Genomic DNA, 22,416 nt, shown 5'->3' on the forward strand with positions numbered 1-22,416 from the left:
CACAGCCTTCAGTGTGCAATGGGCAAGTGCTCAGGCGAAACGCGCATGCGCCGTGTCCAGCTTCGCGAGCTGTGTCTCGGCGATGGCGTGGAATCCGGATGAAATCGCGGCTTCATCCGCCACCTGCCGCCAGAATCCGCGCGCCATGTCCACCGCTGCCTGCCAGTCTTCCCGCTGTTCCGGCAGCGGCACCGCGACCGGGATCTCCCGCGCCACCATTTCGCCGGTGGAGGCGGGCCGCAGCGCCATCGGCAGCATGTCGTAGTTCGGCGCCAGCGCCAGCGGGCGCGTATCTGCCAGTACCAGGCTGGCGTTGCCCAGGTGCATGTCGTTGTTGCCGATCAGCGCGCCGAACCAGCCACGCACGGCCAGCGTGCGCGCGTCGTCGGCGTCCAGCCAGCCGTCGCGGCGCAGCTGCGGCGCGAACTTCCACCAGTCGATGCGGCCATGCCCGTAATGCGCGGCATCGAGCGCCGCCAGCGACACCAGCCCGCGTCGCCCGAGGACCGGCGTGCGGTCGAAGCGCAGTGACTGCAGGAACACGCGGCCATCGGCTTCCAGCACGGTTGTTTCTGCCGCGGCGATGCCGTGTGCGCGCAGGGTCTGGCCGGCGATGTGTTCGCAGCGCAGCAGGTCGGCCCAGCGTTGCGCGGCGGGAGTGCCGGCGCGCTCGCTGAACTTGACGATGACGGCGTGGATGCCTGCGTCGATACGCAGCAGCGCGGTGAACTTGGGCTGCTCGCCACCGGCCGAGGAACCGATGTCCTCGCCTGCGAGCGCCGCATCTGCAAGTGCGGGGTAGCGCGTTTCGCGCTGGTTGGCGGAGAGTGCCTCCGGTGAAAGCGCCGCCTGCAGTGCGTGTTGCAAGGCATGCTCGCCGAGAACAAGGTCGCCCGGCTCGTCTTCGCCGTAACGCAACAACGCCAGTACGACATCGTCGGCTTGCCAGCGGGTCAGATCATCCGGTGCGCCGATGTCTGTGGCGACGCGACGCACGAAGGTCCGGCCCAGGAAGCCCTGAGGACGCTGGTCGTCCAGGAACCAAGGCAGTTCGGGAAACACGCCGGCAGCAAAGTCGCCATGCAGGAGGGCGGGAGTCGGTCTTGCTGGTGCGAAGTGGAAACTGCCACCGTGCAGGGCACTCAGTTCGCCCAGTGCTTCGCTGAGGCCTTGTGAGTCAATGCGGTACAGCGGCCAGCGGCTGCCGGCACGTCCGATGTCATGGGCCAGCGCGTAGCGGCTGGAACGCGCCTTGCCGATGCGAACAATACGCTCGCCTGCGGATGCCAATAGCCGAGAGACAGTCGGTTGGCTGATGCCTAGCGCTGCAGCCAATGCTGCCGCGGTCAGCGGACCGTCGCGGCGGAGCAGGTCTTCCAGCAGGTTGAGGCGGTCATCGGCCATGTGCTGATTGAATAGATATTTGAATAGATAATCAAGGTGGACTGCTATGGACTGCTATGGACTGCTATGGACTGCTATGGACTGCTATGGACTGCTATGGACTGCTATGGACTGCTATGGATCTAATGTGAATAGATTATTGAATAGATTAATGGAGGTGCGAACAGCGCAGTGCTGCGGCATCGCCTATAAAAAAGGCCCGCTCGCGCGGGCCTTTTTTTCATGCGCTCGGCGTGATGATTACCCCGCCTGCACGATCCGCAGCGGGTTGTCCCACTCGCGCAGCAACTCCGCCTGCCGCGCCTTGGCCTTGTGCAGGTGCGCTTCCTTGACGTGGCCGTAGCCGCGGATGTGTTCGGGGATGCTGGCGATGTCGGCGGCCAAGCCGGCGTTGCCGGCGTCGAGCTTGTCCAGCAGGCCCGCCACGGTGGTTTCGTACTCGCCGATCAGCGCGCGTTCGCCACGGCGTTCGGCGGTGTAGCCGAACACGTCCAGCGGGGTGCCGCGCAGGCCGCGCAGCTTGGCCAGCACGCGGAACGCGGTGAACACCCACGGGCCGTATTCCTTCTTCTGCAGCTGGCCCTGCGCATTCTTCCTGGCGAGCAGCGGCGGGGCGAGGTGGAAGTGCAGCTTGTAGTCGCCCTCGAACTGGGCTTCGAGCTTCCTGCGGAAGTCGCCGCTGGTGTACAGGCGCGCGACCTCGTACTCGTCCTTGTACGCCATCAGCTTGAAGAAGTAGCGCGCCACCGCTTCCGACAGCGCGGTGGAGCCCGGCGCCCTGGCGGTTTCCGCCGCGCGCACCTTCGTTACGAAATCGCCGTAGCGCTTCGCGTAGCTCGCGCTCTGGTAGCCGGTGAGGAAGGCGACGCGGCGGGCGATCACTTCGTCCAGCGAGCGCGACAGCCGCGCATCGTCCAGCGGCGCGAACGCGGTTTCGCCGTCGCCGGACGCCGGCACGTGGCGTAGCGCGTCCTCGTCGCGCAGGTGGGCGGCCTGCGGCATCAGGCCGGATTCGGCGGCTTCGTTCGGCGTCGCGCCCAGCAGCGGCAGCGCGTGCGGGGTGGCTTCGGCGGCGGTCGGCGCGTTGCGCACGATGCCGGCGGCGTCGATGACGGCGGGCAGGTCGATGGCGGCCAGACGCCCCCACGCGAACGCGGTCTTGTTCATGTCCACCGCCGCGCCGTTGAGCTCGATGGCGCGCATCAGCGCGTCGAACGAAATCGGCACCAGGCCCTGCTGCCACGCGTAGCCGAGGATGAACAGGTTGGCGGCGATCGCATCGCCCATCAGCGCATTTGCAATTTTGGTGGCGTCGATCTGCAGCGGCGCGTTGCCACCCAGCGCGCTGCTGACCGCCTTGACGATGTCGGCGGCCGGGAACTGCATGTCCGGGCGGGTGGTGAAGGTGCCCGGCATCGCCTCGTAGGTGTTCATCACCACGGTGCTGCGCTCGGGGCGGATCTTGGACAGCACCCAGTAGTCGTTGACCACCACCATGTCGCAGCCCAGCACCAGATCGGCCTCGCCGGCGGCGATGCGCACGGCGTGGATGTCGTCCGGCGTTTTCGCGATGCGGATGTGGGTGGTCACCGCGCCGCCCTTCTGGGCGAGGCCGGTCTGGTCGAGCACGGTCGCGCCCTTGCCTTCCAGGTGGCCGGCCATGCCGAGCAGCGCGCCGATGGTGACCACGCCGGTGCCGCCGACGCCGGTGATGAGGATGTTCCAAGGCTGCGACAGGTCGCTGCGGATCGCCGGCGCGGGCAGGTTTTCCAGACGCTCCGCCACATTGGCTTTCTTGCCCTTGCGCGGCTTGCCGCCGTGCACGGTGACGAAACTGGGGCAGAAGCCTTCGACGCAGCTGAAGTCCTTGTTGCAGTCGCTCTGGTTGATCTCGCGCTTGCGGCCGAACTCGGTTTCCTTCGGCAGCACCGACACGCAGAAGCTCTTGACGCCGCAGTCGCCGCAGCCTTCGCAGACCAGCGAATTGACCATCACGCGCTTCTGCGGATCGACCAGCTTGCCGCGCTTGCGGCGGCGGCGCTTCTCGGTGGCGCAGGTCTGGTCGTAGATCAGGATGCTGGCGCCCTTCACCTCGCGCAGCATCTTCTGCACGGCATCGAGGTCGCGGCGGTCGTGGAAGCTGACGCCGCTCGGGAAGATCGACGGATCCGTCCACTTGTCGATGTCGTCGGACACCAGCGCGATCGTTTGCACGCCTTCCGCGCGCATCTGCTGCGCGATCTGCGGCACCGACAGCGTGCCGTCCACCGGCTGGCCGCCGGTCATCGCCACTGCGTCGTTGTAGAGGATCTTGTAGGTGATGTTGACCCCGGCGGCGATGGACTGGCGGATCGCCAGCGAGCCGCTGTGGAAATAGGTGCCGTCGCCGAGGTTCTGGAAAATGTGCGGCGTTTCCGTGAACGCCGCCTGCCCCGCCCACGTCACGCCTTCGCCGCCCATGTGGGTGAAGGTGTCGGTGTCGCGGTTCATCCACGTCACCATGTAGTGGCAGCCGATGCCGCCCTGCGCGCGGCTGCCTTCCGGCACCTTGGTCGAGGTGTTGTGCGGGCAGCCGGAGCAGTAGTGCGGCACGCGCGGGAAGTTGGCGCGCGGCAGCGCCAGTTCGCCTTCCTTGCTCTCCATCCACGCCAGCACGGCGTCGATCTTCTCGCTGCGGTGGAAGCGCTGCAGGCGGCGGCCGATCACGCCGGCGATGGTGGCGGGCGTCAGTTCGCCGGTGGACGGCAGGATCCACTCGCCGCTCTCGTCGTACTTGCCGACGATGGACGGCCGCGCGCCCCAGCTCGCCGGCCAGTTGTAGAACTGCTCCTTCATCTGCCGCTCGATGAAGGCCTTCTTCTCTTCGACGACGACGATGTCTTCCAGCCCGCGCGCGAAGCGCTCGATGCCCTGCGGCTCCAGCGGCCAGGTCATGCCGACCTTGTAGACGCGGATGCCGATGTCGCGGCAGGTCACCTCGTCGAGGCCCAGGTATTCCAGCGCCTGCAGCACGTCGAGGTAGGACTTGCCGGTGGTGACGATGCCGAGCCGCGCGTTCGGCGCGTCCAGCACCAGCTTGTCGATGCGGTTGGCGCGCGCGAACGCCTGCGCCGCCTTGACCGCATAGCGGTGCAGGCGCATCTCCTGTTCCATCGGCGGATCGGGCCAGCGGATGTTGAGGCCGCCGGCCGGCATCGCGAACTCGTCGTCGCCCGGCAGCACGATCTGCAGCGCGAACGGATCGACCTGCACCGAGGCCGAGGATTCCACCGTCTCGGCGATGGTCTTGAAGCCCACCCAGCGGCCGGTGTAGCGGCTCATCGCCCAGCCGAGCACGCCCATGTCGAGGATGTCCTGCACGCCGGCCGGGTTGAGGATCGGCATCATCGCGCTGACGAATTCGTCCTCGCTGCCGTGCGGCAGGGTGGAGCTGCGGCAGGCGTGGTCGTCGGCGGCCAGCGCCAGCACGCCGCCGTGCTTGGATGTGCCGGCGGCATTGGCGTGCTTGAACACGTCGCCGCAGCGATCCACGCCCGGCCCCTTGCCGTACCACATGCCGAACACGCCGTCGTGCTTCGCGCCGGGGAACAGGTTGGTCTGCTGGGTGCCCCAGACCATCGTCGCGCCGAGGTCTTCGTTGAGGCCCGGGGTGAACTTCACCTGCGCCGCTTCCAGATGCTTGCGCGCGCGCCACAGTTCGAGGTCGAACCCGCCCAGCGGGCTGCCGCGATAGCCGCTGACGAAGCCGGCGGTGTTCAGCCCGGCGCGCTCGTCGCGCAGCTTCTGCACCAGCGGCAGCCGCACCAGCGCCTGCACGCCCGAGAGGTAGATGCGCCCCTGCGTGCGGCGGTACTTGTCTTCCAGCGTGTAGTCGGCGTCCAGCACGTCGTGGGTGAGCAGCGACTTGGCGGATTCGGGCGAGGACAGTTCGGCGGTGCTGGTCATGGCGGCGGCTTGATCCGGCGAAGGGGCGCGGCTGCGCCCGGGCAAAGACCGCGCATTTTAGCAGCGGGCCTCCGGGCGCCCGGTTTGGCGCGCTGCGAGCGAAAACACCGGACGCGGATCGACGCGGAAGGACGCGGATCAAAGCGTCCGGATCGGATGCTTATCCGCGTTGATCCGCGTCGAAAAAACCAGCCGTTTGACCGCAGGCGCTAGCGCCCGCCGACCCACGTCCCGCGCACGTGCATCTCCGCATCCAGCAGCACCAGGTCGGCGCGGTAGCCGGGCGCGATGCGGCCCAGTTCGCCGCCGAGGCCGAGGACCTCCGCCGGATATTGCGCCGCCATCCGGCAGGCTTCGTCCAGCGGCAGGTCGAGCAGGCGCACCGTGTTGCGCACGGCGCTGGCCATGTCCAGCGCGGAGCCCGCAAGCGAGCCGGCGGCGTTGCGCACCACGCCGTCGATGGCGGTGATGGTTTCGCCGTACAGGTCGAAGCTGGGATCGTCGCCGCCGACCATCGGCATCGCGTCGGTGACCAGCAGCACCTTGCCGCGCGGCTTGGCCTTCAGCGCCACCCGCAGGCTGGCCGGGTGCACGTGCACGCCGTCGACGATCACGCCCACCCAGCTGGCGTCGTCGTCCAGCGCCGCGCCGACCACGCCGGGTTCGCGGCCCTGCAGCGGGGTCATCGCGTTGTAGAGGTGGGTGAAGCCAGTGATGCCGGCGTCGAGGCCGGCGCGGGTTTCATCGAAACTGGCGGCGGTATGGCCGGCGCACACAATCGCGCCGCGCTCGACCATCGCGCGGATGGTCGATGCCGGCACGCGTTCCGGCGCAAGGGTGATGAGGGTGACGCCGTTGTCCAGCGAAGTCGCCATCGCGATCTCGTCGGCGTCCGGCACGCGGAACTTGCCGGCGTCGTGGGTGCCTTTGCGCGCGGGCGCGATGTACGGGCCTTCCAGATGGATGCCGAGCACGCCGGGAACCTTCTGCGCGATGGCATCGCGGGTGGCGGCAATGGCGCGGCGCATCACCTTGGCGTCGTCGCTGATCAGCGTCGGCAGGAAGCCGGTGGTGCCGAACCGGCGATGGCCGCGGCCGATGGCGTCGATGGCGTCGACGCTGGTGTCGTTGTTGAACAGCACGCCGCCGCCGCCGTTGACCTGCACGTCGATGAAGCCGGGCGCCAGCCAGCCGCCCTGCAGGTCGACGCGGTCCGCGCCGGTGGGCGCGTCGCCGTGCAGCACCGCGACGATGTGGCCGTCCTCGACCACCACGCAGGCGTCGCGCTCGAAGCCGCGCTCGGTGAGGACGTGGCCGTTGTGGAAGATGCGGGTGGTCATGCGGTGGTGCTCCTGCGGGTCTCCCTCCCTTTCGCGCAGCGAAGGGGAGGGTTGGGGAGGGGTGCTGTTCGGAAGGAATCAAAAACCAACCCCCTCCCAACCTCCCCCTTCACCTGCGGTGAAAGGGGAGGAGCACAGCATCGCCCCTCCTTCTCATGCGGCGTAGGGGAGAAGAATGGATCACACCGTCTCCGTCACCTTGTTCAGATGCGGCGGCACGTCCGGATCGTAGCCGCGCGCCACCGACAGCGCATTCGCCACCGCGTAGAACGCCTGCACGGTGAGGATGGGCGTGGCCGCCGGATGCGGCGAGGCCGGCAGCGGCAGCACGCCGGGGCCGGCTTCGCCGGGCCGCGCCAGCCAGACCGGCGCGCCGCGCGCGCGGAACTCGTCGGCCACCGCTGCGGTGCCGGCGCCGGTGTCGTCGTCCTGGGCGAAGGCCAGCACCGGGAAGTCCGGGCCGACGATCGCCATCGGCCCGTGCTTCACCTCGGCGGACGAGAACGCCTCCGCGTGCAGGCCGCAGGTTTCCTTGAACTTCAGCGCCGCTTCCTGCGCCGCGCCCAGGCCCAGCCCGCGGCCGAGCACGAACAGGTGATCGGCCAGCCGCAGGCCGGACACCAGCGGCGACCAGTCCTGCGCCCACGCCTGGCGCATCGCGTCCGGCAGCGCGTCGACGGCGGCTAGCAGCTTGGCGTCGCCGCTCCAGCGCGCGGTGAGCTGGAGCAGCGCGGCCAGCGAGCACAGGTAGCTCTTGGTCGCGGCCACGCTGTTCTCCGGGCCGGCGTGCAGCGGCAGCACGGTGTCGGCCAGTCGCGCCAATGGCGAGTCGGCAACGTTCACCAGCGCCACCACGTGCGCGCCGCCCGCCTTGGCGATCTCGGCATTGCGCAGCAGATCGGGACTCTTGCCGGACTGCGAGATGGCGACGAACAGCGCGCCGTCCAGTTTCGGCTGCACCGCGTACACCGAGCCCACCGAGGGCGAGGCGGAGGCGGTCACCAGCCCGAGCGTGGTTTCGAACAGGTACTTGCCATAGGTGGCGGCGTGGTCGGAGCTGCCGCGCGCGCAGGTGACGATGAAGCGCGGCGGCTGCGCGCGCAGGCGTTCCACCAGCGCGTCGATGGTGGCTGCGTTGGCGGCGAACTGGCGGGCGACGGCGTTGGCCGCTTCGGCGGCTTCGGTATGCATCCAGGTGCTGTCGGGGGCGGGCATGTCGGTGTCCGGTGGGGGGCGGAGGGAAGTGAGTCAAGCGTGCAGTTCGGCGACGAAGTCGTAGGCGTCGCCGCGGTAGCAGGAGCGGGTGAACTCGACCACGGCGCCGTCGGCGAGGAAGGCGCGGCGCTCGATGTACAGGCCGGGGCCGCCTTCCGGCAGGCCGAGCAGGCGCGCCTGTTCGGCGTCGAAGGCGATCGCGCGCAGGCGTTGCAGCGCGCGCACCGGGCGGATGCCGCGCGCGGCCAGGGTGGCGTACAGCGAGCCGCGCAGCAGTTCGGCGTCGGGCAGCAGGGCCAGCGGCACGCTGCTGCGTTCCAGCGCCAGCGGCTGGCCGGCGGCGGTGCGCAGGCGGTAGAAGCGCGCCACCTGCGCGCCGGGGGAGAGGCCCAGCGCCATCGCCTCTTCCGGCGTGGCCGCGCCGCTGCCGCTGTCCAGCACCACCGACTTCGGGTCCAGGCCGCGCGCGCGCAGGTCGTCGCTGAAGCTGGTCAGCTGCGAGAACGACTTGACGATGCGCTCGGCGACGAAGGTGCCCGAGCCCTGCCGCTGCAGCAGCAGGCCGTCCTCGACCAGCCCGGCGATGGCCTTGCGCACGGTGACCCGCGACAGCGCGAGCTGCTTGCCCAGCTCGCGCTCCGGCGGCAGCGCCTGGCCGGGCGCCAGCGCGCCCTGCTCAATGGCGTGCTGCAGCGCGCGGCGCAGGTGCTGGTAGGCGGGCGCGCGCTGCGCCGCGGACTGGCGGCGGAACTCGGCGGCGAGATAGTCGTCCATGATTGGATAATACCAATCAGATACCAAAATCCAACCATCCGGGCGAATTTTGGTCGATTGGTCTCTTCGACCGCCTGATTGGTATTGCCATGGCTGCCGGCAACAAGCCGGGATCGATGTGCGGTGTCGGCGCTGATCGGCGCTCACTTGGCGCTGTTTCCCGGCGCGCGCCTGATCGGCGCCATGCGGGAACCAGGGGGAGTCGGCTTCGCGGGGCTTCGGCCGCGCGATGGAGCGAGGAGAGGCCACCAATTGCCGTCATCCCCGCGAAAGTGAGCCGCTTATGACAGACGACTGTCTGTCCAAACCATGGACTTTACTTTCAAGGGCTTAACGTCCATGGATCCCCGCTTTCGCGGGAATGACGATCAGGAGCGCGTTGCTCGGGGCGTCCTAGCGCTTCGGCCGCGGCGGCGCGGTCGAGCCGCGCACCACCAGCTCCGGGCTGATCCCGGCGTTCGCCAGCGGCGCTTCCGGCTGCTCGCGGATTTCCGCCAGCAGGCGGCGCGCGGCCAGCCGGCCGATGTCCTCGGTGGCCTGCTTGGCGGTGGTCAGCGCCGGCCAGCTCTGCTTGGAGAACGGGCTGTCCTCGAAGCCGGCGATCGACAGGTCGTAGGGCACGTTGAGGCCGCTGGAGCGCGCCGCCGCCAGCACGCCGGCGGCGATTTCGTCGTTGCTGCCGAAGATTGCGGTGGGCGGATCGCTCAAGGCCAGCAGCCGGCGCGCGCCGCGGAAGCCGTCGTCGAAGGAATAGTCGCCTTCCACCACCAGCTCGGGATCGGCGGCGATGCCGTAGTCGCGCAGCGCGTCGGCATAGCCCTGGTGGCGGCTCCACGAGGAGCCGTGCGACTTGCCGCCCCACAGGAAGCCGATGCGCTGGTGGCCGAGCTGGATCAGGTGGCCGGTGATCGCGTAGGCGGCGTCGCGGTCGTCCACGTAGACGCAGGGGCTGCCGTCCTGCGGATCGCTGGACGCCGACACGATCCGCACCAGCTTCACCCCGGCCGCGACCAGCGCGTCCACCAGCGGCTGCTGCTCCGACATCGGCGGCGCCAGCACGATGCCGGCCAGCCGCGCGTTGCGCACCAGCTGCACGATCTCGTCGGCCAGCCCCGGCGAGGACGCGTCGCAGGGGTGGATCTGCAAGCCGTAGCCGGTCTCGCGGCAGACCGACAGCACGCCGTTCTGCATCGCGATGACATAGTACGGGTTCGGGTTGTCGTACAGCAGTCCGATCGCGTACGACTGCGCGCTGCGCAGGCTGCGCGCGGACGGGTCCGGCCGGTAGCCGAGCTCCGCGATCGCCTTGCGCACCTGCTCGCGGGTGCGCGCGTGCACGCCCGCCTCGTCGTTGATGACCCGCGAGACGGTCTTCAGCGACACCTCCGCGCGGGCGGCGACGTCCTTGATGGTGGGCTTGCGCACGGATGGTCTCGCGGAGGCGGTCAGCGGCCGGCGCGGTGGCCGCGCGCGGCGAAATAGAGGATGTAAAGGTAGCAGGGGACCATCAGCAGCAGGAACACTAGCTGGAAGTCGAGCGATTCCTTCAGGTGCACGAACAGCTGCGGGATGATCGCGCCGCCGGAAATGCCCATGATCAGCAGCGCCGAGCCCTGCTCGGTGAAGCGGCCCAGGCCCTGGATCGCCAGCGGGAAGATCGCCGGCCACATCATCGCGTTGGCGAAGCCCAGCGCCGCGACGAACGCCACCGACACGATGCCCTGGGTGGCGAACGCGCCGACCGTGAACGCCACGCCCAGCACCGCCGACACCGCCAGCCAGCGCTCCTGCGAGACGACGCGCGGGATCAGCACCAGCCCGGCCAGGTAGCCGAGCAGCATCGCGCCGAGGGTGAACGAGGTGAAGAACTTGGTCTGGTCCAGCGGCAGCCCGAAGCCCGCGCCGTAGGTGCCGATGGCGTCGCCGGCCATCACCTCCACGCCCACGTACACGAAGATGCACAGCGCGCCCAGCCACACGTGCGGGTAGTGCAGGATGCTGGTGCGGCCGCCGTCGCCGCCGGCCTCGCGGTTGGCTTCCTCCGGGCGCAGCTCCGGCAGCGGCGAGAACAGGATGCCGACCGCCAGCAGCGCCAGCAGGCCGGCCATCAGCATGTACGGGTCGTGGATGCGCGCGGCGAATTCGTTGAGCAGCTGCTCGCGGGTGGCGAAATCGGCGGCTTCCACCTGCGCGCTCAGATCGCCCATGCCGTGCATCACCAGCGAGCCGATCACGAGCGGCGCCAGCATGCCGGCCAGCTTGTTGCAGATGCCCATCACCGCGATGCGCTGCGCCGCGCCTTCGATCGGGCCGAGGATGCTGATGTAGGGATTCGACGCGGTCTGCAGGATCGCAAGGCCGGCGCCGATGATGAAGATGCCGGTCACCGCGCCCGCGTACACGCGACCGGTGGTGTACTGGCCGAACACCACCGCGCCCACCGCCATCGCGAACAGGCCCAGCGCCATGCCCTTCTTCATGCCGGTCCTGCGCAGGATCGCCGAGGACGGCAGCGCCAGGCAGAAGTAGGAAATGTAGAACGCGAACGGAATCAGGAACGCGAGGCTGTCGCTGACGTTGAAGGCCAGCTTGGCGAACTGGATCAGCGGGCCGTTGAGCCAGGTGACGAAACCGAAGATGAAGAACAGCGCGCCGACGATGGCGATCGCGCCGTAGTGGGTGCGCGGTGCTGCGGCGGTGGACGGCGTGGACATGGCGGTCGGGACTCCGGTGGTAAGCGGACGGACGATAGCAGCTCGATGAAACGGATCGGACGGCCGATTGACGCACAGGACAAGCGAAGGTGCAACGATGTCAAACAGACCGCCGAGATCCATCGGAATCGCGACGAACGGCGGCCGATATGACCTACGCCGGCGTATGCGGAGACCCGCGCCAGTGCTGCCTTGCAACATGAATGGGGCGATCCGGACGGTCTTGCCGCAGACTCGTGAAAATTTCGGGTCAAGTTGTTGACAACGATGTCATCCGTTGTGCAGAGTCGGCCCCCTGCACTGGGGGAAGACAGGCATGGGCGAGGCGATCGGCATCGCGAACGGAACGGCAGCGGCGGCGGAAGCGCACGTCGTGCGGATGGCCGCGCCCGTCGCCGGCGACTGCTTCATCGCCGCCGACGTCGGCGGCACCAACGCCCGCATCTCGCTGGTGCGCACCGATGCCGACGGCGCCATCCAAGTGCTGTCGTGGCGCCGCTATCCCTGCGCCGACTATCCGGGGCTGGGCGCGATCCTGGCCGAGTTCGTCGCCGATCACCCGGCCCGCGAAGGCATCGACTGCATGGTCATCGCCAGCGCCGGCGTGCTGCTGGACGACGAGGTCATCAATTCCAACCTGCCGTGGCGGATCTCGCTGGCCGAACTGCGCCGCGACCTGCACCTGCGCGAACTGCACGTGGTCAACGACTTCGCCGCCGCCGCGCACGGCACCGGCCGGCTGGCCGCCAGCGAATCGCGCCTGCTGACCCCGGACGTGGCGACGGCCGAACCCGGCCCGACCCTGGTGATCGGCCCCGGCACCGGGCTGGGCGCGGCGATCTGCATCCCGCGGGCGGACGGTGTGGTGGTGCTGCCCACCGAGGCCGGCATGGCCGCGTTCGCGCCCGGCGACGAGCGCGAGATCGAAATCCTGCGCTGGCTGCGCCGGCGCGGCCACGCCCACGTCTGCACCGAACAGCTGCTGTCCGGCCCCGGTCTGGTGAACCTGTACGAAGCGCTGTGCGAGCTGCGCGGCGTGACCCCGCGGCTGGACGCGCCGGCGGCGATCAGCCAGGCCGCGCGCATGGGCGAGGCGGTCGCGCTGGAAGCGGTGCTCACCTTCTGCGCGCTGCTGGGCAGCGTGATCGGCGACCTCGCCATGACCGCCAGCGCCCACTGCGTCTATGTGGCCGGCGGGATCGTGCCGCAGATCGCCGACTTCCTGCCGCGCAGCGAATTCCGCGCGCGCCTGGTCGGCAAGGGCGCGATGCGCGCCGTGCTGGAGCGGGTGCCGGTGCGGCTTGTGGAAAACGAAAGGCTCGGCGTCCTCGGTGCGGCGAGCTGGTACCTGCAGCACCAGCAGGAGCGTCGACACCGGGAAAAGGCCGCGCACAAGCAGAGCCAGGCCGCCGCAGCACCATGACCCAACAGCGGAAGGCCCGATGGAGAGCGGGACCCGACGCCACAACAGCCCTGGAGAACCAGCAATGCAAGTCCGCAAGAACGTATTGACACTCAGTATCGTGGCCGTGCTTGGCATGGCCGGCACCGTCCACGCGCAGGATCAGAAGCCTGCGGCGCAGGAGGCCAAGGATCTAGACAAAGTGGTGGTCACCGGCATCCGCGGCTCGCAGGAGAAATCGCTGGATGTGAAGCGCGATGCCAGCGCGCATGTGGAAGTGGTGACCGCCGAAGACGTCGGCAAGCTGCCGGCGCACAACGTCGCCGACACCCTGCAACGCCTGCCCGGCGTGAACATCAGCTCGTCCTCCGCCGACGAGGGCGGCTTCGACGAAGCCGACCGCGTCAGCCTGCGCGGCACCAGCCCCAGCCTCACCCAGACCCTGATCAACGGCCACAGCGTCGGCAGCGCCGACTGGTTCGTGCTCAGCCAGGGCAATACCGTGGGCCGCAGCGTCAGCTACACGCTACTGCCGTCCGAGCTGGTCAGTTCGGTGGAAGTCAGCAAGACCTCGCAGGCCAAGGTGATGGAAGGCGGCACGGTCGGTTCCGTCAACATCAAGACCCGCAGGCCGCTGGAGTTCGCCGACAAGATCACCGGCGAAGCGTCGATCGGTGCGGTGCGTTCCGACAATGCCGATGCGACCGATCCGCAGCTGTCGGGCCTGTTCAACTACCGCAACGACGAAGGCACCTTCGGCGTGATGGTGCAGGCGTTCAAGCAGAAGCGCCACCTGAGCCGCCAGGCGCAGGAAATCCCGGGCGGCTTCTTCCAGATCGGCGCCAGCGATCCGGTGGCCGCCACCAATCCCGACCTGGTCGGCGTGTGGGCACCGGGCCTGCTGGGTTCCACCCTGTTCGAGCAGGTGCGCGACCGCAAGGGCGGCCTGGTTTCGCTGCAGTTCAAGCCCACCGACAACCTGACCCTCGGGTTGGAGGGCTTCAGCTCGGACATGAAGGCCAACAACTACAACCGCAACTTCATGCTGTGGGGCAGCAGCTTCGCCAGGAGCCAGGCGCCCGACGCCGGCTACGTGGTCAAGAACGGCGTGCTGACCGACGCCACGTACACCGGCGTGGCGGGCACCGACTACGCCGTGTACGACATGATTTCCCGCGAGGCCAACGCCAAGACCCGCTACATCACCTTCGACGCCGACTGGCAGATCAGCGACAACCTGAGCGCCAAGTTCCAGGCCGGCACGACCAAGGGCGAAGGCTCGACCGACCGCCAGTTCATCGCCGAAGTGACGCTGGCCAACGGCGGTGGCGCCAGCTGGACCAGCCATGGCAACAGCGCGCCGCTCGACTGGAGCGTGGGCGGCGACATCACGCCCGCCGGCGTCACCAGCTTCGGCACCTGGGGCAACCAGCAAGTGATCGCCCTGGACAAGGAGCATTGGGCCAGCCTCGACTTCACCCGTTATTTCGATGGCGCGGTGAATTCGATCAACTTCGGCGCCCACTGGACCAATCACAAGCGCGACTCCATCTCGCCCGAAGGCGCCAGCCCGGGCAACATCTGGGCCGCACTGCAGAGCGGCGCCACCGCGCCGTATCCGGGCGGTTTCGCCAGCGGCATCGGCGGCGATTTCCCGCGCGACCTCTGGTACTTCACGCCGGACGCGTTGAAGGACGCCATCGTCAACAACTCCACGTGGCTGTCCGACGACGACAGCAAGAACGGCCGCCACAACTGGGGCGCCGACTGGCACGTGGAGGAAAAGAACCTGGCGGCCTACCTCCAGGCCAACTTCACCGGCGACAGCTGGAGCGGCAACGTCGGTCTGCGCTACGTCAACATCAAGCAGGACATCCTGACCTACCAGTCGGTGTCCGACATCGCCAATGCCGACGTCAGCAGTCTGTTCGCCCAGGGGCCGGGGCCGGTCTGTGGCTGGGGCTGCCCGGTGTGGGGCGGCTGGAAGATCATGACCTACCGCAACACGTACAACAAAGTGTTGCCCAGCGCCAACTTCAAGTACGAGTTGGCCGATGACAAGGTCTTCCGCCTGGCGGCGTCGCAGACGATGACGCTGCCGGATTATTCCGCGTTGGGCGCTTCCAGCTGGGGTTCGGACCTGAACCTGACCGGCGGCGGCGGCAATCCGAACCTGAAGCCGGTGATGTCCACCAACTTCGACGCGTCCTACGAGTGGTACTTCATGCCGCGCGGCCTGCTGTCCGCCAGCGTGTACAGCATGCACCTGAAGGATTACGTGGCGTTCGGCGTGGTCGATCGCGAAATGTTCAGCGAGCAGGCGCAGGGGCTGCGCACCTATCACGTGTCGGTTCCGATCAATGTCAGCGGCGACGTGCGCGGCTTCGAGCTTGCCTACCAGCAGCCGCTGGGCGACAACGTGGGCCTGGATGCCAACTACACCTATGCCGACGGCAAGGTGAACGGCTTCCAGTGGGCCGACGGCAGCGACAGCCTGGTTGGCACGTCGAAGAACACCTACAACCTGGGCGTGTGGTTCGAAAACGACCGGTTCGGTGCGCGTGTCAGCTACACCTATCGCTCGGCCTTCCTGATCGGCCTGTCGGGTGCGAACCCGTTCTATCAGGCTGACTACGGCTCGGTCTCGGCGTCGCTGAACTACAAGGCCACCGATTGGCTGAACATCAGCCTGGACGCCATGAACCTCAACAACCCGTCGCTCTACTACTACCAGAGCCCCACCATCCCGACGGCGTTCTACAGCAACGGCCGTCAGTACTACCTCAACTTCCGCTTCAAGTTCTGAGCACTCCGTTTCACTGGCGTAACCCTCCCCTCGGGGCCCTTTCCGGGCCCCGCTTTTTTTCCGCGATGCGAGAATCCGCGCGTCGCACAAGGAGCCCGAGATGAAGCCACGCACCGCCTTCCTGCCCGCCGCCCTCTGCCTTGCCCTGCTCGCCGCGCCGGGCGCGCGGGCGGACGATGCCGTCGTCGTCCCGAAGCTGGTGCCGCTGCCCGCGCACATGGTGCGCAAGCCGGGCGGCTTCACGGTCACCGCGGACACGCCGGTGCGCGCCGCCGACGGGCCGGCGCTGCGCCATGTCGGCGCGCAGTTCAAGGCGATGCTAGGCGAGCGCCTGCCGCTGATGCTGGACCTGGCGAAGGACGGCAGCCGCGGCAACAACATCGAATTCGCGCTCGACGCCACGCGCAAATGGTCCGCACCGGACGCCTACAGCATCGACATCGACGAACGCGGCGTGCGCGTGTACGCCGGCGACGCCAAGGGCCTGTATTACGGCGCGGTGACGCTGGCGCAGCTGCTCACCTCGGGCGATGCCGGTGGCGCAAGCGTGCGCCTGCCGGCGCTGCACATCGACGACGCGCCGCGCTTCGGCTGGCGCGGCTTCATGCTGGACTCGGCGCGGCATTTCCAGTCGGTGGACGAGATCAAGCGCCTGCTCGACGCGATGGCGCAGCTCAAGCTCGACGTCTTCCACTGGCACCTGACCGACGACCAGGGCTGGCGCTTCCCGGTGCCGGGCTGGCCGAAGCTGACCACGGTGGGCAGTTGCCGCCTGCCCGCCGGCGACGGCGGCATCGACGCCGCCACCGGCAAGCCGGCGCCGTACTGCGGCTTCTACACCGAGGCGCAGATCCGCGAGGTGGTGGCCTACGCCGCCGAGCGCCACATCGACGTCGTGCCGGAGGTGGACATTCCCGGCCACGCCACCGCCGCCATCGCCGCGTATCCGCAATTGGGCGTGTCCGGTGAGCCGGTCGCGGTGTCCAACGAATGGGGCGTCAACGTCAACCTGTTCAACGCCGACGAGACGACGATGCGCTTCCTCGAAGACGTGCTGACGCAGGTGGCGAAGCTGTTCCCGGGCAAGTTCGTCCACATCGGCGGCGACGAGGCGGTGAAGGACCAGTGGAAGGCGTCGCCGAAGATGCAGGCGCGCATCCGCGAGCTGGGCGTGGACGGCGAGGAAGGCCTGCAGGCGTGGATGGTCGCGCGGCTGGAGCGCGCGCTGGCCGCGCACGGCAAGCGCCTGCTGGGCTGGGACGAAATCCTGATGGGCGAACTGCCGCCGTCGGCCACGGTGATGTCGTGGCGCGGCATCGAGGGCGGCATCGACGCCGCGAAGAAGGGCCACGACGTGGTGATGGCGCCGTCCGACGTGCTCTACCTCGACTACCTGCAGACCCATTCGCCGGACGAACCGCCGGGCCGGCCCGCCACCATCGAATTGCATCAGGTCTACGGCTTCGAGCCGGTGCCGAAGGCGCTGGACGCGCAGCAGGCGAAACACATCCTCGGCGTGCAGGCGAACGTGTGGACCGAGCACATGCGCAACTTCGCGCGCGTGCAGCACGCGTATTTCCCGCGCATCGCCGCGCTGGCGGAAGTGGCGTGGTCGCCGAAGGCGGAGCGCGACTACGCCGGCTTCCTGCAGCGTTTGCCGGCGATGCTGCCGCGCTGGAAGGCGCAGGGGCTGGCGGTGGCGACCACGCCGTTCCAGCCGCAGATCGACGCCGGCACGCCGCTGGCCGACGGCAGCGCGGAAGTGGCGGTGCAGCAGCCGCTGGGCTACGCGCTGCGCTACACCACCGACGGCAGTGCGCCCACCGCGGCTTCGCCGCTGTACTTCGCGTCGCTGGCGCTGCCGCTGCCGGCCACGCTGACGGTGCAGACGTTCTTCGATGACCGGCCGCTGGGCGCGCCGGCGACGCGCACGTTCAGCGCCGCCTCGCTGCTGACCCGCAGCGACGAGGAGCTGGCGATGTGCACCGATCAGCTGATGCTGCGGCTGGAGGACGACGGCCCGCGCCTCGGCGACCGCGCGATCTTCAACGTCGACATCTTCAATCCGTGCTGGACGTGGAAGCGCGCGCCGCTGGCCGGCATCGGCGCGATCGAAGTGCGCGCCGGGCGCATCCCGTATTTCTTCCAGCTCGCCCACGACGAACCGCACCGCACCTTCAAGCCGGCGAAGACCGCCCACGGCGAACTGGAACTGCACGCCGGCTGCGACGGCCCGCTGCTGGCCACGCTGCCGATGCCGGAGAAGCCCAACGCCGACGGCTTCGTCACCTTGCGCGCGCCGCTGCACGACGCGCCGGCCGATGCCGACCTCTGCCTGTGGTTCACCGGCGACACCCGTCCGGCGATGTGGGTGCTGGATCGCGTCACGCTGCAGCCGAAGTAACGCGTCCTCCTTCCGGGAGAAGGTGCCCGCGAAGGCTGGACGCGGGTTCGGCAACGTCAACGGAATCCGGATGCCATCGCTTCGCCGAGTCCTCTCTCCGGAGAGGGCTCGGCTCACGGCGCCCGATGCGCCGCTCACCATTCCTCACCGCGACCTAAAGAAGAAGCAACCCTCCACCGCCCGCCGCATGCGGTAGGCTTGGCGTTCGCCGCATGCGTCTTGGGGAGATGGCATGAGCTGGTCGGAACTGCTGGTGATGGTGGTCGAGGATCACGGCTTCCAGCGCCGCATCGCGCTGCGCCTGCTGGCCGAGCTCGGCGTCGAGCGCACCCTCGAAGGCGCCGACGGGCTGCACGCGCTGGACGTGCTGCGCGGCCAGCCGGCGCCGCCGGACGTGGTGCTGGTCGATCTGGACATGCCCGGCATGGACGGCATCGAATGCATCGGCCAGATCGCGCAGGAGCGGTTGGCGCGCGCGGTGGTGGTGGTCAGCGCGCTCGATCCGGCCCTGCTCAACACCGTGCAGACGATGGCCCGCGCCTACGGGCTGCGCGTGCTGGGCAGCGTGGAGAAGCCGCTGACCCGCGACAAGCTGGAAGGCGTGCTGGGGCGGCTGGGCGAACACGCCGGCGAGCCGCTCGACGAGGGCGAGGCCGATTTCAGCGTGCCGGCGCTGCTGGAGGCGATGGACAAGGGCGAGATCGTGCCGTGGTTCCAGCCGCAGGTGGAGTTCGGCAACGGCAAGGCGGTGGGCGTGGAAGCGCTGGCGCGCTGGGAGCGCAGCGACGGCAGCGTGGTGCGGCCGGCGCTGTTCGTGCCGCTGCTGGAGCGCGAGGGCCGCGCCAACGCGCTCACCGACCACATGCTGGACGAGGGCTGCCGCTGGCTGCAGCGCTGGCGCATGGACGGCATCCGGCTGAAGCTGTCGGTCAACGTCTCGCCATTGTCGCTGGCCGATCCGTCGGCGGCCGATCGCTACCAGGCCATCGTGGAAAGCCACGGCATCAAGCCGGAGGACGTGGTGCTGGAGATCACCGAAAGCTCGGTGATGGCCGACGCCGCGCGCGGGCTGGGTCTGCTGGCGCGGCTGCGGCTGAAGGGCTTCGGCCTGTCGATCGACGATTTCGGCACCGGCTATTCCTCGCTGGCGCAGCTGGCGCAGGTGCCGTTCACCGAGCTCAAGATCGACAAGGACTTCGTATTCTCCTCGCATTCGCAGCCGCGCAAGCGGGCGATGGTGGAGGCCAGCCTGGATCTGGCGCGCAAGCTGCGCCTGACCACGGTGGCGGAAGGCGTGGAGACGTCCGAGGACTGGCAGCTGCTGGCCGAGCTGGGCTGCGACATCGCCCAGGGCTGGCTGATCGGGCGGCCGGTGCCGGGCAGCGAACTGCAGGCCGCGGTGGCGCGCTGGCGCCGGCCGGTGCTGTGACCGTGACGGCGCGCCGTCGGCATCGCCCGGAGCCGCGCTGAGCGCATGCGCCTGGACCTGTCCCGGCTCGGCATGCGCCAGCAGCTGCTGGGCCTGTTCGGCCTGTTCCTGCTGACCGGCCTGCTGGTGCTGGTGCTGGACGAGATCGACCAGTACCGCTCGCGCCAGCTGATGGTCACGATGCGCGACGACATGGAGGCCGGCATCCGCCGCTTCCGCCGCCTGTCCGAGGCCTACCGGCGCGGCGTCGTCGACAACACTTTCCGCACCCGCAACTACCTGGTCGACTGGGATGAGGCGCTGGCGACGCTGGACCGCACCCAGGCCGAAGCCGCGGCCGAATGGAAGCAGGTGGAGGTCCACCGCTACGAAGGCGAGGACGAGGCGCTGCTGGAACAGGCGCTGGAAGCGCGCCCGCGCGCCGACGAGGCCGCCGCGACGCTGCGCCGGATCCTGCGCCAGCGCGACATCCTGGCGCTGGGCCGGTTCGCCGACCGCGAGCTGTACCCGGCCACCGACCCGCTGGCGGAGCGCCTGCTGGCGGTCGCCGAGCGCGGCCAGTACCGCGCCGACGCGCTGGTGCGGGAGGAGATCGCCAGCGGCAAGTGGATGAGCCGCACGCGCTTCGCGCTGTCGCTGCTGTGCTTCGTGCTGGTGGCGCTGTTCGGCCGGCGCATCCTGCGCAACGGCTACCGCGGCGTGGAGAGCCTGACCCGGCTCGCGCGCAGGATGACCCAGGGCGACTACACCGCGCAGCCGCACTACATCCCGCGCGGCGAGCTGGGCGAGGTGATGGACAGCTTCCTGAGCATGCGCGACCACGTGCGCAGGATCGAAGGCCAGCTGACCGAGCAGCTGTCGCGCAACGAGCGCGTGCGGGTGGCGCTGGAGCGCCGCGAGCAGTTCCAGCGGCTGCTGCTGGAGGCGGCGCAGACCGCGATCTTCGCGGTGGACGAGGACGGCGTGTTCTCGCAGGTCAACCCGTTCGCGGAGAAGCTGCTGGGCTGGCCGGCGGGTTCGCTGCTGGGGCGGGAGAAGCTCGACGCGATCCTCGACCCGGAAGCGCTGGGCGCGCTGGCGCGCTCGCTCAGCGAAGCCTACGGCTACACCCTGCCGGCCGACTGGACGGTGCTGCGCGAGCTGGCCCGGCACCGCGAGCCGCCGCGCGAGTTCGCGCTGCGCCACCAGCGCGGGCGCACCCTGCCGGTGCTGCTGGCGCTGTCGGCGATGCGCGACGACACCGGCACCATGATCGGCCTGCTGGCGGTGGCCACCGACCTGACCATGCAGAAGCGGCTGGAACGCGCGCTGCGCGACAGCGAGGCGCGCGCGCGCGACGCCAGCCACGCCAAGAGCGCGTTCCTGGCAGCGATGAGCCACGAGATCCGCACCCCGATGATCGGCGTCACCGGGATGATCGAGATCCTCGGCCACACCCGCCTCGACGCCGAGCAGCGGCGTTCGCTGGGCGTCGTCCAGGCCTCGGCGGAGACGCTGCTGCGGATCATCGGCGACATCCTCGACTTCTCGAAGATCGAGGCCGGCAAGATGGAGATCGAGCCGGTGCCGACCTCGCTGCCCGAGCTGGTGCGCAGCGTCGCCGCCAACTTCTCCGGCTCGGCGTCGAGCAAGGGGCTGGTGCTGGACTGCACGATCGATCCGCGGGTGGCGCCCGCGCACTACGTCGACCCGGTGCGGCTGCGCCAGGTGATGGGCAATTTCCTGTCGAACGCGATCAAGTTCACCGAGCACGGCGGCGTGACCGCGGCGGTGGCGCTGGAACGCTTTGATCCGGGCGACGGCGCGCTCGGCGCCGATGCGCTGGTGCTGAGCGTCACCGACACCGGCATCGGCATCAGCGCGCAGGCGCAGGCGCGGCTGTTCCAGCCGTTCTCGCAGGCCGAGGCGGACACCACCCGCCGGTTCGGCGGCACCGGGCTCGGCCTTGCGATCAGCCGCCGCATCGCCGAGCTGATGGGCGGCGCCATCGAGATGGAATCCGCGCCCGGCAAGGGCACCGCCATGCGGCTGAAGGTACGCCTGCACCGCGCGCCGGCGGACGAACTGCCGGACCTGACCCTGCCGGGCAAGGCGGCGCCGGGCTTCGCGCCGCGCCCGCTGCCGTCGGTGGAGGACGCGGTGCGCGACCGCAGCCTGGTCCTGCTGGTGGACGACCACGTCACCAACCGCCAGGTGATCCAGCGCCAGCTGGCGCTGGCCGGCTACGCCTCGGAAACCGCCGAGGACGGGCTGGACGGGCTGGAGCGCTGGCGCAGCGGGCGCTACGCGCTGCTGCTCAGCGACGTGCACATGCCGCGCATGGACGGCTACCAGCTGGCGCGCACGATCCGCGAGGAGGAAGCGCAGCGCGGTCTGCCGCGCACGCCGATCGTGGCGCTGACCGCCTCGGCGCTGAAGGGCGAGGCGGAGCGCTGCCTGGGCGCCGGCATGGACGACTACCTCGCCAAGCCGGTCGGCATCGCCAGCCTCGGCGTCTGCCTGCAGCGCTGGCTGCCGCACACGGCCGGCGGCGAGCTGTCGGCGGAGGAACGCGCCGGCATCCAGAGCGAGAACAACGCGCGGGTGGAGGCGCGCGCGCCGGCGCCGCAGGCGCAAGCCCCGTCCCGGCCTCGATCCGATGCGGAGGAGATCCTGTCGGATGCGGTGCTGCTCGAACTGGTGGGCGGCAAGCCGGCGGACATCCGCCCGCTGCTGGAGGACTACCTCCATTGCACCGACGACGACATGCGCGAGCTGGAGCGGCTGCGCGGCACCGACGACCTGGCCACGCTGATCAGCCAGGCGCACCGCCTGAAGGGCGCGGCGCGGCTGGTCGGCGCGCAGGAACTGGCGGCGGCCGCGGCGGCGCTGGAGGCGGCGCTGCGCGGCGGCGACCGCGCGCACGTGCCGGCGCTGGCGGAGGCGCTGCACGCCGCGCACGCGCGGCTGCAGGTGCACGTCGCCGACCGATACCCGGCCTGAC

The 22,416-nt window shown here is 69.4% G+C and carries 12 protein-coding genes; 5 read left to right on the plus strand and 7 right to left on the minus strand.

Annotated features, from left to right (window positions below):
- Positions 1-30: 30 nt before the first annotated feature.
- From yjjJ to H9L17_RS08750, 7 genes are all read right to left on the minus strand, one after another.
- On the minus strand, positions 31-1,404 hold the full coding sequence (yjjJ, locus tag H9L17_RS08720) for a type II toxin-antitoxin system HipA family toxin YjjJ (protein ID WP_187569087.1): 1,374 nt from the start codon (positions 1,402-1,404) through the stop codon (positions 31-33).
- 240 nt (positions 1,405-1,644) lie between these two features.
- Positions 1,645-5,289 (minus strand): indolepyruvate ferredoxin oxidoreductase family protein, encoded by a 3,645-nt coding sequence (locus H9L17_RS08725; RefSeq protein WP_425507419.1) that lies wholly within the window; start codon positions 5,287-5,289, stop codon positions 1,645-1,647.
- A 269-nt stretch (positions 5,290-5,558) separates the two neighbouring features.
- The gene (nagA, locus tag H9L17_RS08730; RefSeq protein ID WP_187569089.1) at positions 5,559-6,689 is read right to left on the minus strand and encodes an N-acetylglucosamine-6-phosphate deacetylase; all 1,131 of its coding nucleotides are present in this window, start codon (positions 6,687-6,689) and stop codon (positions 5,559-5,561) included.
- Between the two features lie 180 nt (positions 6,690-6,869).
- Complete coding sequence (locus H9L17_RS08735; protein WP_187569090.1) at positions 6,870-7,904, minus strand: SIS domain-containing protein; 1,035 nt, start codon at positions 7,902-7,904, stop codon at positions 6,870-6,872.
- 33 nt (positions 7,905-7,937) lie between these two features.
- Positions 7,938-8,678 carry a GntR family transcriptional regulator gene (locus H9L17_RS08740; protein WP_187569091.1) on the minus strand — a complete coding sequence of 247 codons (741 nt, stop codon included), beginning with the start codon at positions 8,676-8,678 and terminating at the stop codon, positions 7,938-7,940.
- Between the two features lie 393 nt (positions 8,679-9,071).
- The gene (locus H9L17_RS08745) at positions 9,072-10,103 is read right to left on the minus strand and encodes a LacI family DNA-binding transcriptional regulator (RefSeq protein WP_187569092.1); all 1,032 of its coding nucleotides are present in this window, start codon (positions 10,101-10,103) and stop codon (positions 9,072-9,074) included.
- Positions 10,104-10,123: 20 nt separating this feature from the next.
- On the minus strand, positions 10,124-11,392 hold the full coding sequence (locus H9L17_RS08750; RefSeq protein WP_187569093.1) for a sugar MFS transporter: 1,269 nt from the start codon (positions 11,390-11,392) through the stop codon (positions 10,124-10,126).
- A gap of 316 nt (positions 11,393-11,708) precedes the next feature.
- On the opposite strand from H9L17_RS08750, the gene H9L17_RS08755 reads away from it, so the two are divergent.
- The 5 genes from H9L17_RS08755 (at position 11,709) to H9L17_RS08775 (ending at position 22,415) form a co-directional block, all read left to right on the plus strand.
- The gene (locus H9L17_RS08755) at positions 11,709-12,815 is read left to right on the plus strand and encodes a glucokinase (RefSeq protein WP_343044048.1); all 1,107 of its coding nucleotides are present in this window, start codon (positions 11,709-11,711) and stop codon (positions 12,813-12,815) included.
- Positions 12,816-12,879: 64 nt separating this feature from the next.
- Entirely contained in the window at positions 12,880-15,600 is a 2,721-nt protein-coding gene (locus H9L17_RS08760; RefSeq protein WP_187569094.1) for a TonB-dependent receptor, read from the plus strand.
- 100 nt (positions 15,601-15,700) lie between these two features.
- Positions 15,701-18,004 (plus strand): beta-N-acetylhexosaminidase, encoded by a 2,304-nt coding sequence (locus H9L17_RS08765; protein WP_187569095.1) that lies wholly within the window; start codon positions 15,701-15,703, stop codon positions 18,002-18,004.
- Between the two features lie 232 nt (positions 18,005-18,236).
- Positions 18,237-19,433, plus strand: a complete 1,197-nt coding sequence (locus H9L17_RS08770; protein ID WP_187569096.1) for an EAL domain-containing response regulator — start codon at positions 18,237-18,239, stop codon at positions 19,431-19,433.
- 45 nt (positions 19,434-19,478) lie between these two features.
- Complete coding sequence (locus H9L17_RS08775) at positions 19,479-22,415, plus strand: ATP-binding protein (RefSeq protein ID WP_187569097.1); 2,937 nt, start codon at positions 19,479-19,481, stop codon at positions 22,413-22,415.
- Position 22,416: the final 1 nt, after the last annotated feature.

Origin of the sequence: Thermomonas brevis (genome assembly GCF_014395425.1) — a bacterium.
Classification (GTDB): Bacteria; Pseudomonadota; Gammaproteobacteria; order Xanthomonadales; family Xanthomonadaceae; genus Thermomonas; species Thermomonas brevis.

Coding starts and splice junctions, on each gene's coding strand:
- yjjJ (WP_187569087.1), bottom strand. CDS start 1,404: ATGGCCGATGACCGCCTCAACCTGCTGGAAGACCTGCTCCGCCGCGAC.
- H9L17_RS08735 (WP_187569090.1), bottom strand. CDS start 7,904: ATGCCCGCCCCCGACAGCACCTGGATGCATACCGAAGCCGCCGAAGCG.
- H9L17_RS08750 (WP_187569093.1), bottom strand. CDS start 11,392: ATGTCCACGCCGTCCACCGCCGCAGCACCGCGCACCCACTACGGCGCG.
- nagA (WP_187569089.1), bottom strand. CDS start 6,689: ATGACCACCCGCATCTTCCACAACGGCCACGTCCTCACCGAGCGCGGC.
- H9L17_RS08775 (WP_187569097.1), top strand. CDS start 19,479: ATGCGCCTGGACCTGTCCCGGCTCGGCATGCGCCAGCAGCTGCTGGGC.
- H9L17_RS08760 (WP_187569094.1), top strand. CDS start 12,880: ATGCAAGTCCGCAAGAACGTATTGACACTCAGTATCGTGGCCGTGCTT.
- H9L17_RS08765 (WP_187569095.1), top strand. CDS start 15,701: ATGAAGCCACGCACCGCCTTCCTGCCCGCCGCCCTCTGCCTTGCCCTG.
- H9L17_RS08770 (WP_187569096.1), top strand. CDS start 18,237: ATGAGCTGGTCGGAACTGCTGGTGATGGTGGTCGAGGATCACGGCTTC.
- H9L17_RS08740 (WP_187569091.1), bottom strand. CDS start 8,678: ATGGACGACTATCTCGCCGCCGAGTTCCGCCGCCAGTCCGCGGCGCAG.
- H9L17_RS08755 (WP_343044048.1), top strand. CDS start 11,709: ATGGGCGAGGCGATCGGCATCGCGAACGGAACGGCAGCGGCGGCGGAA.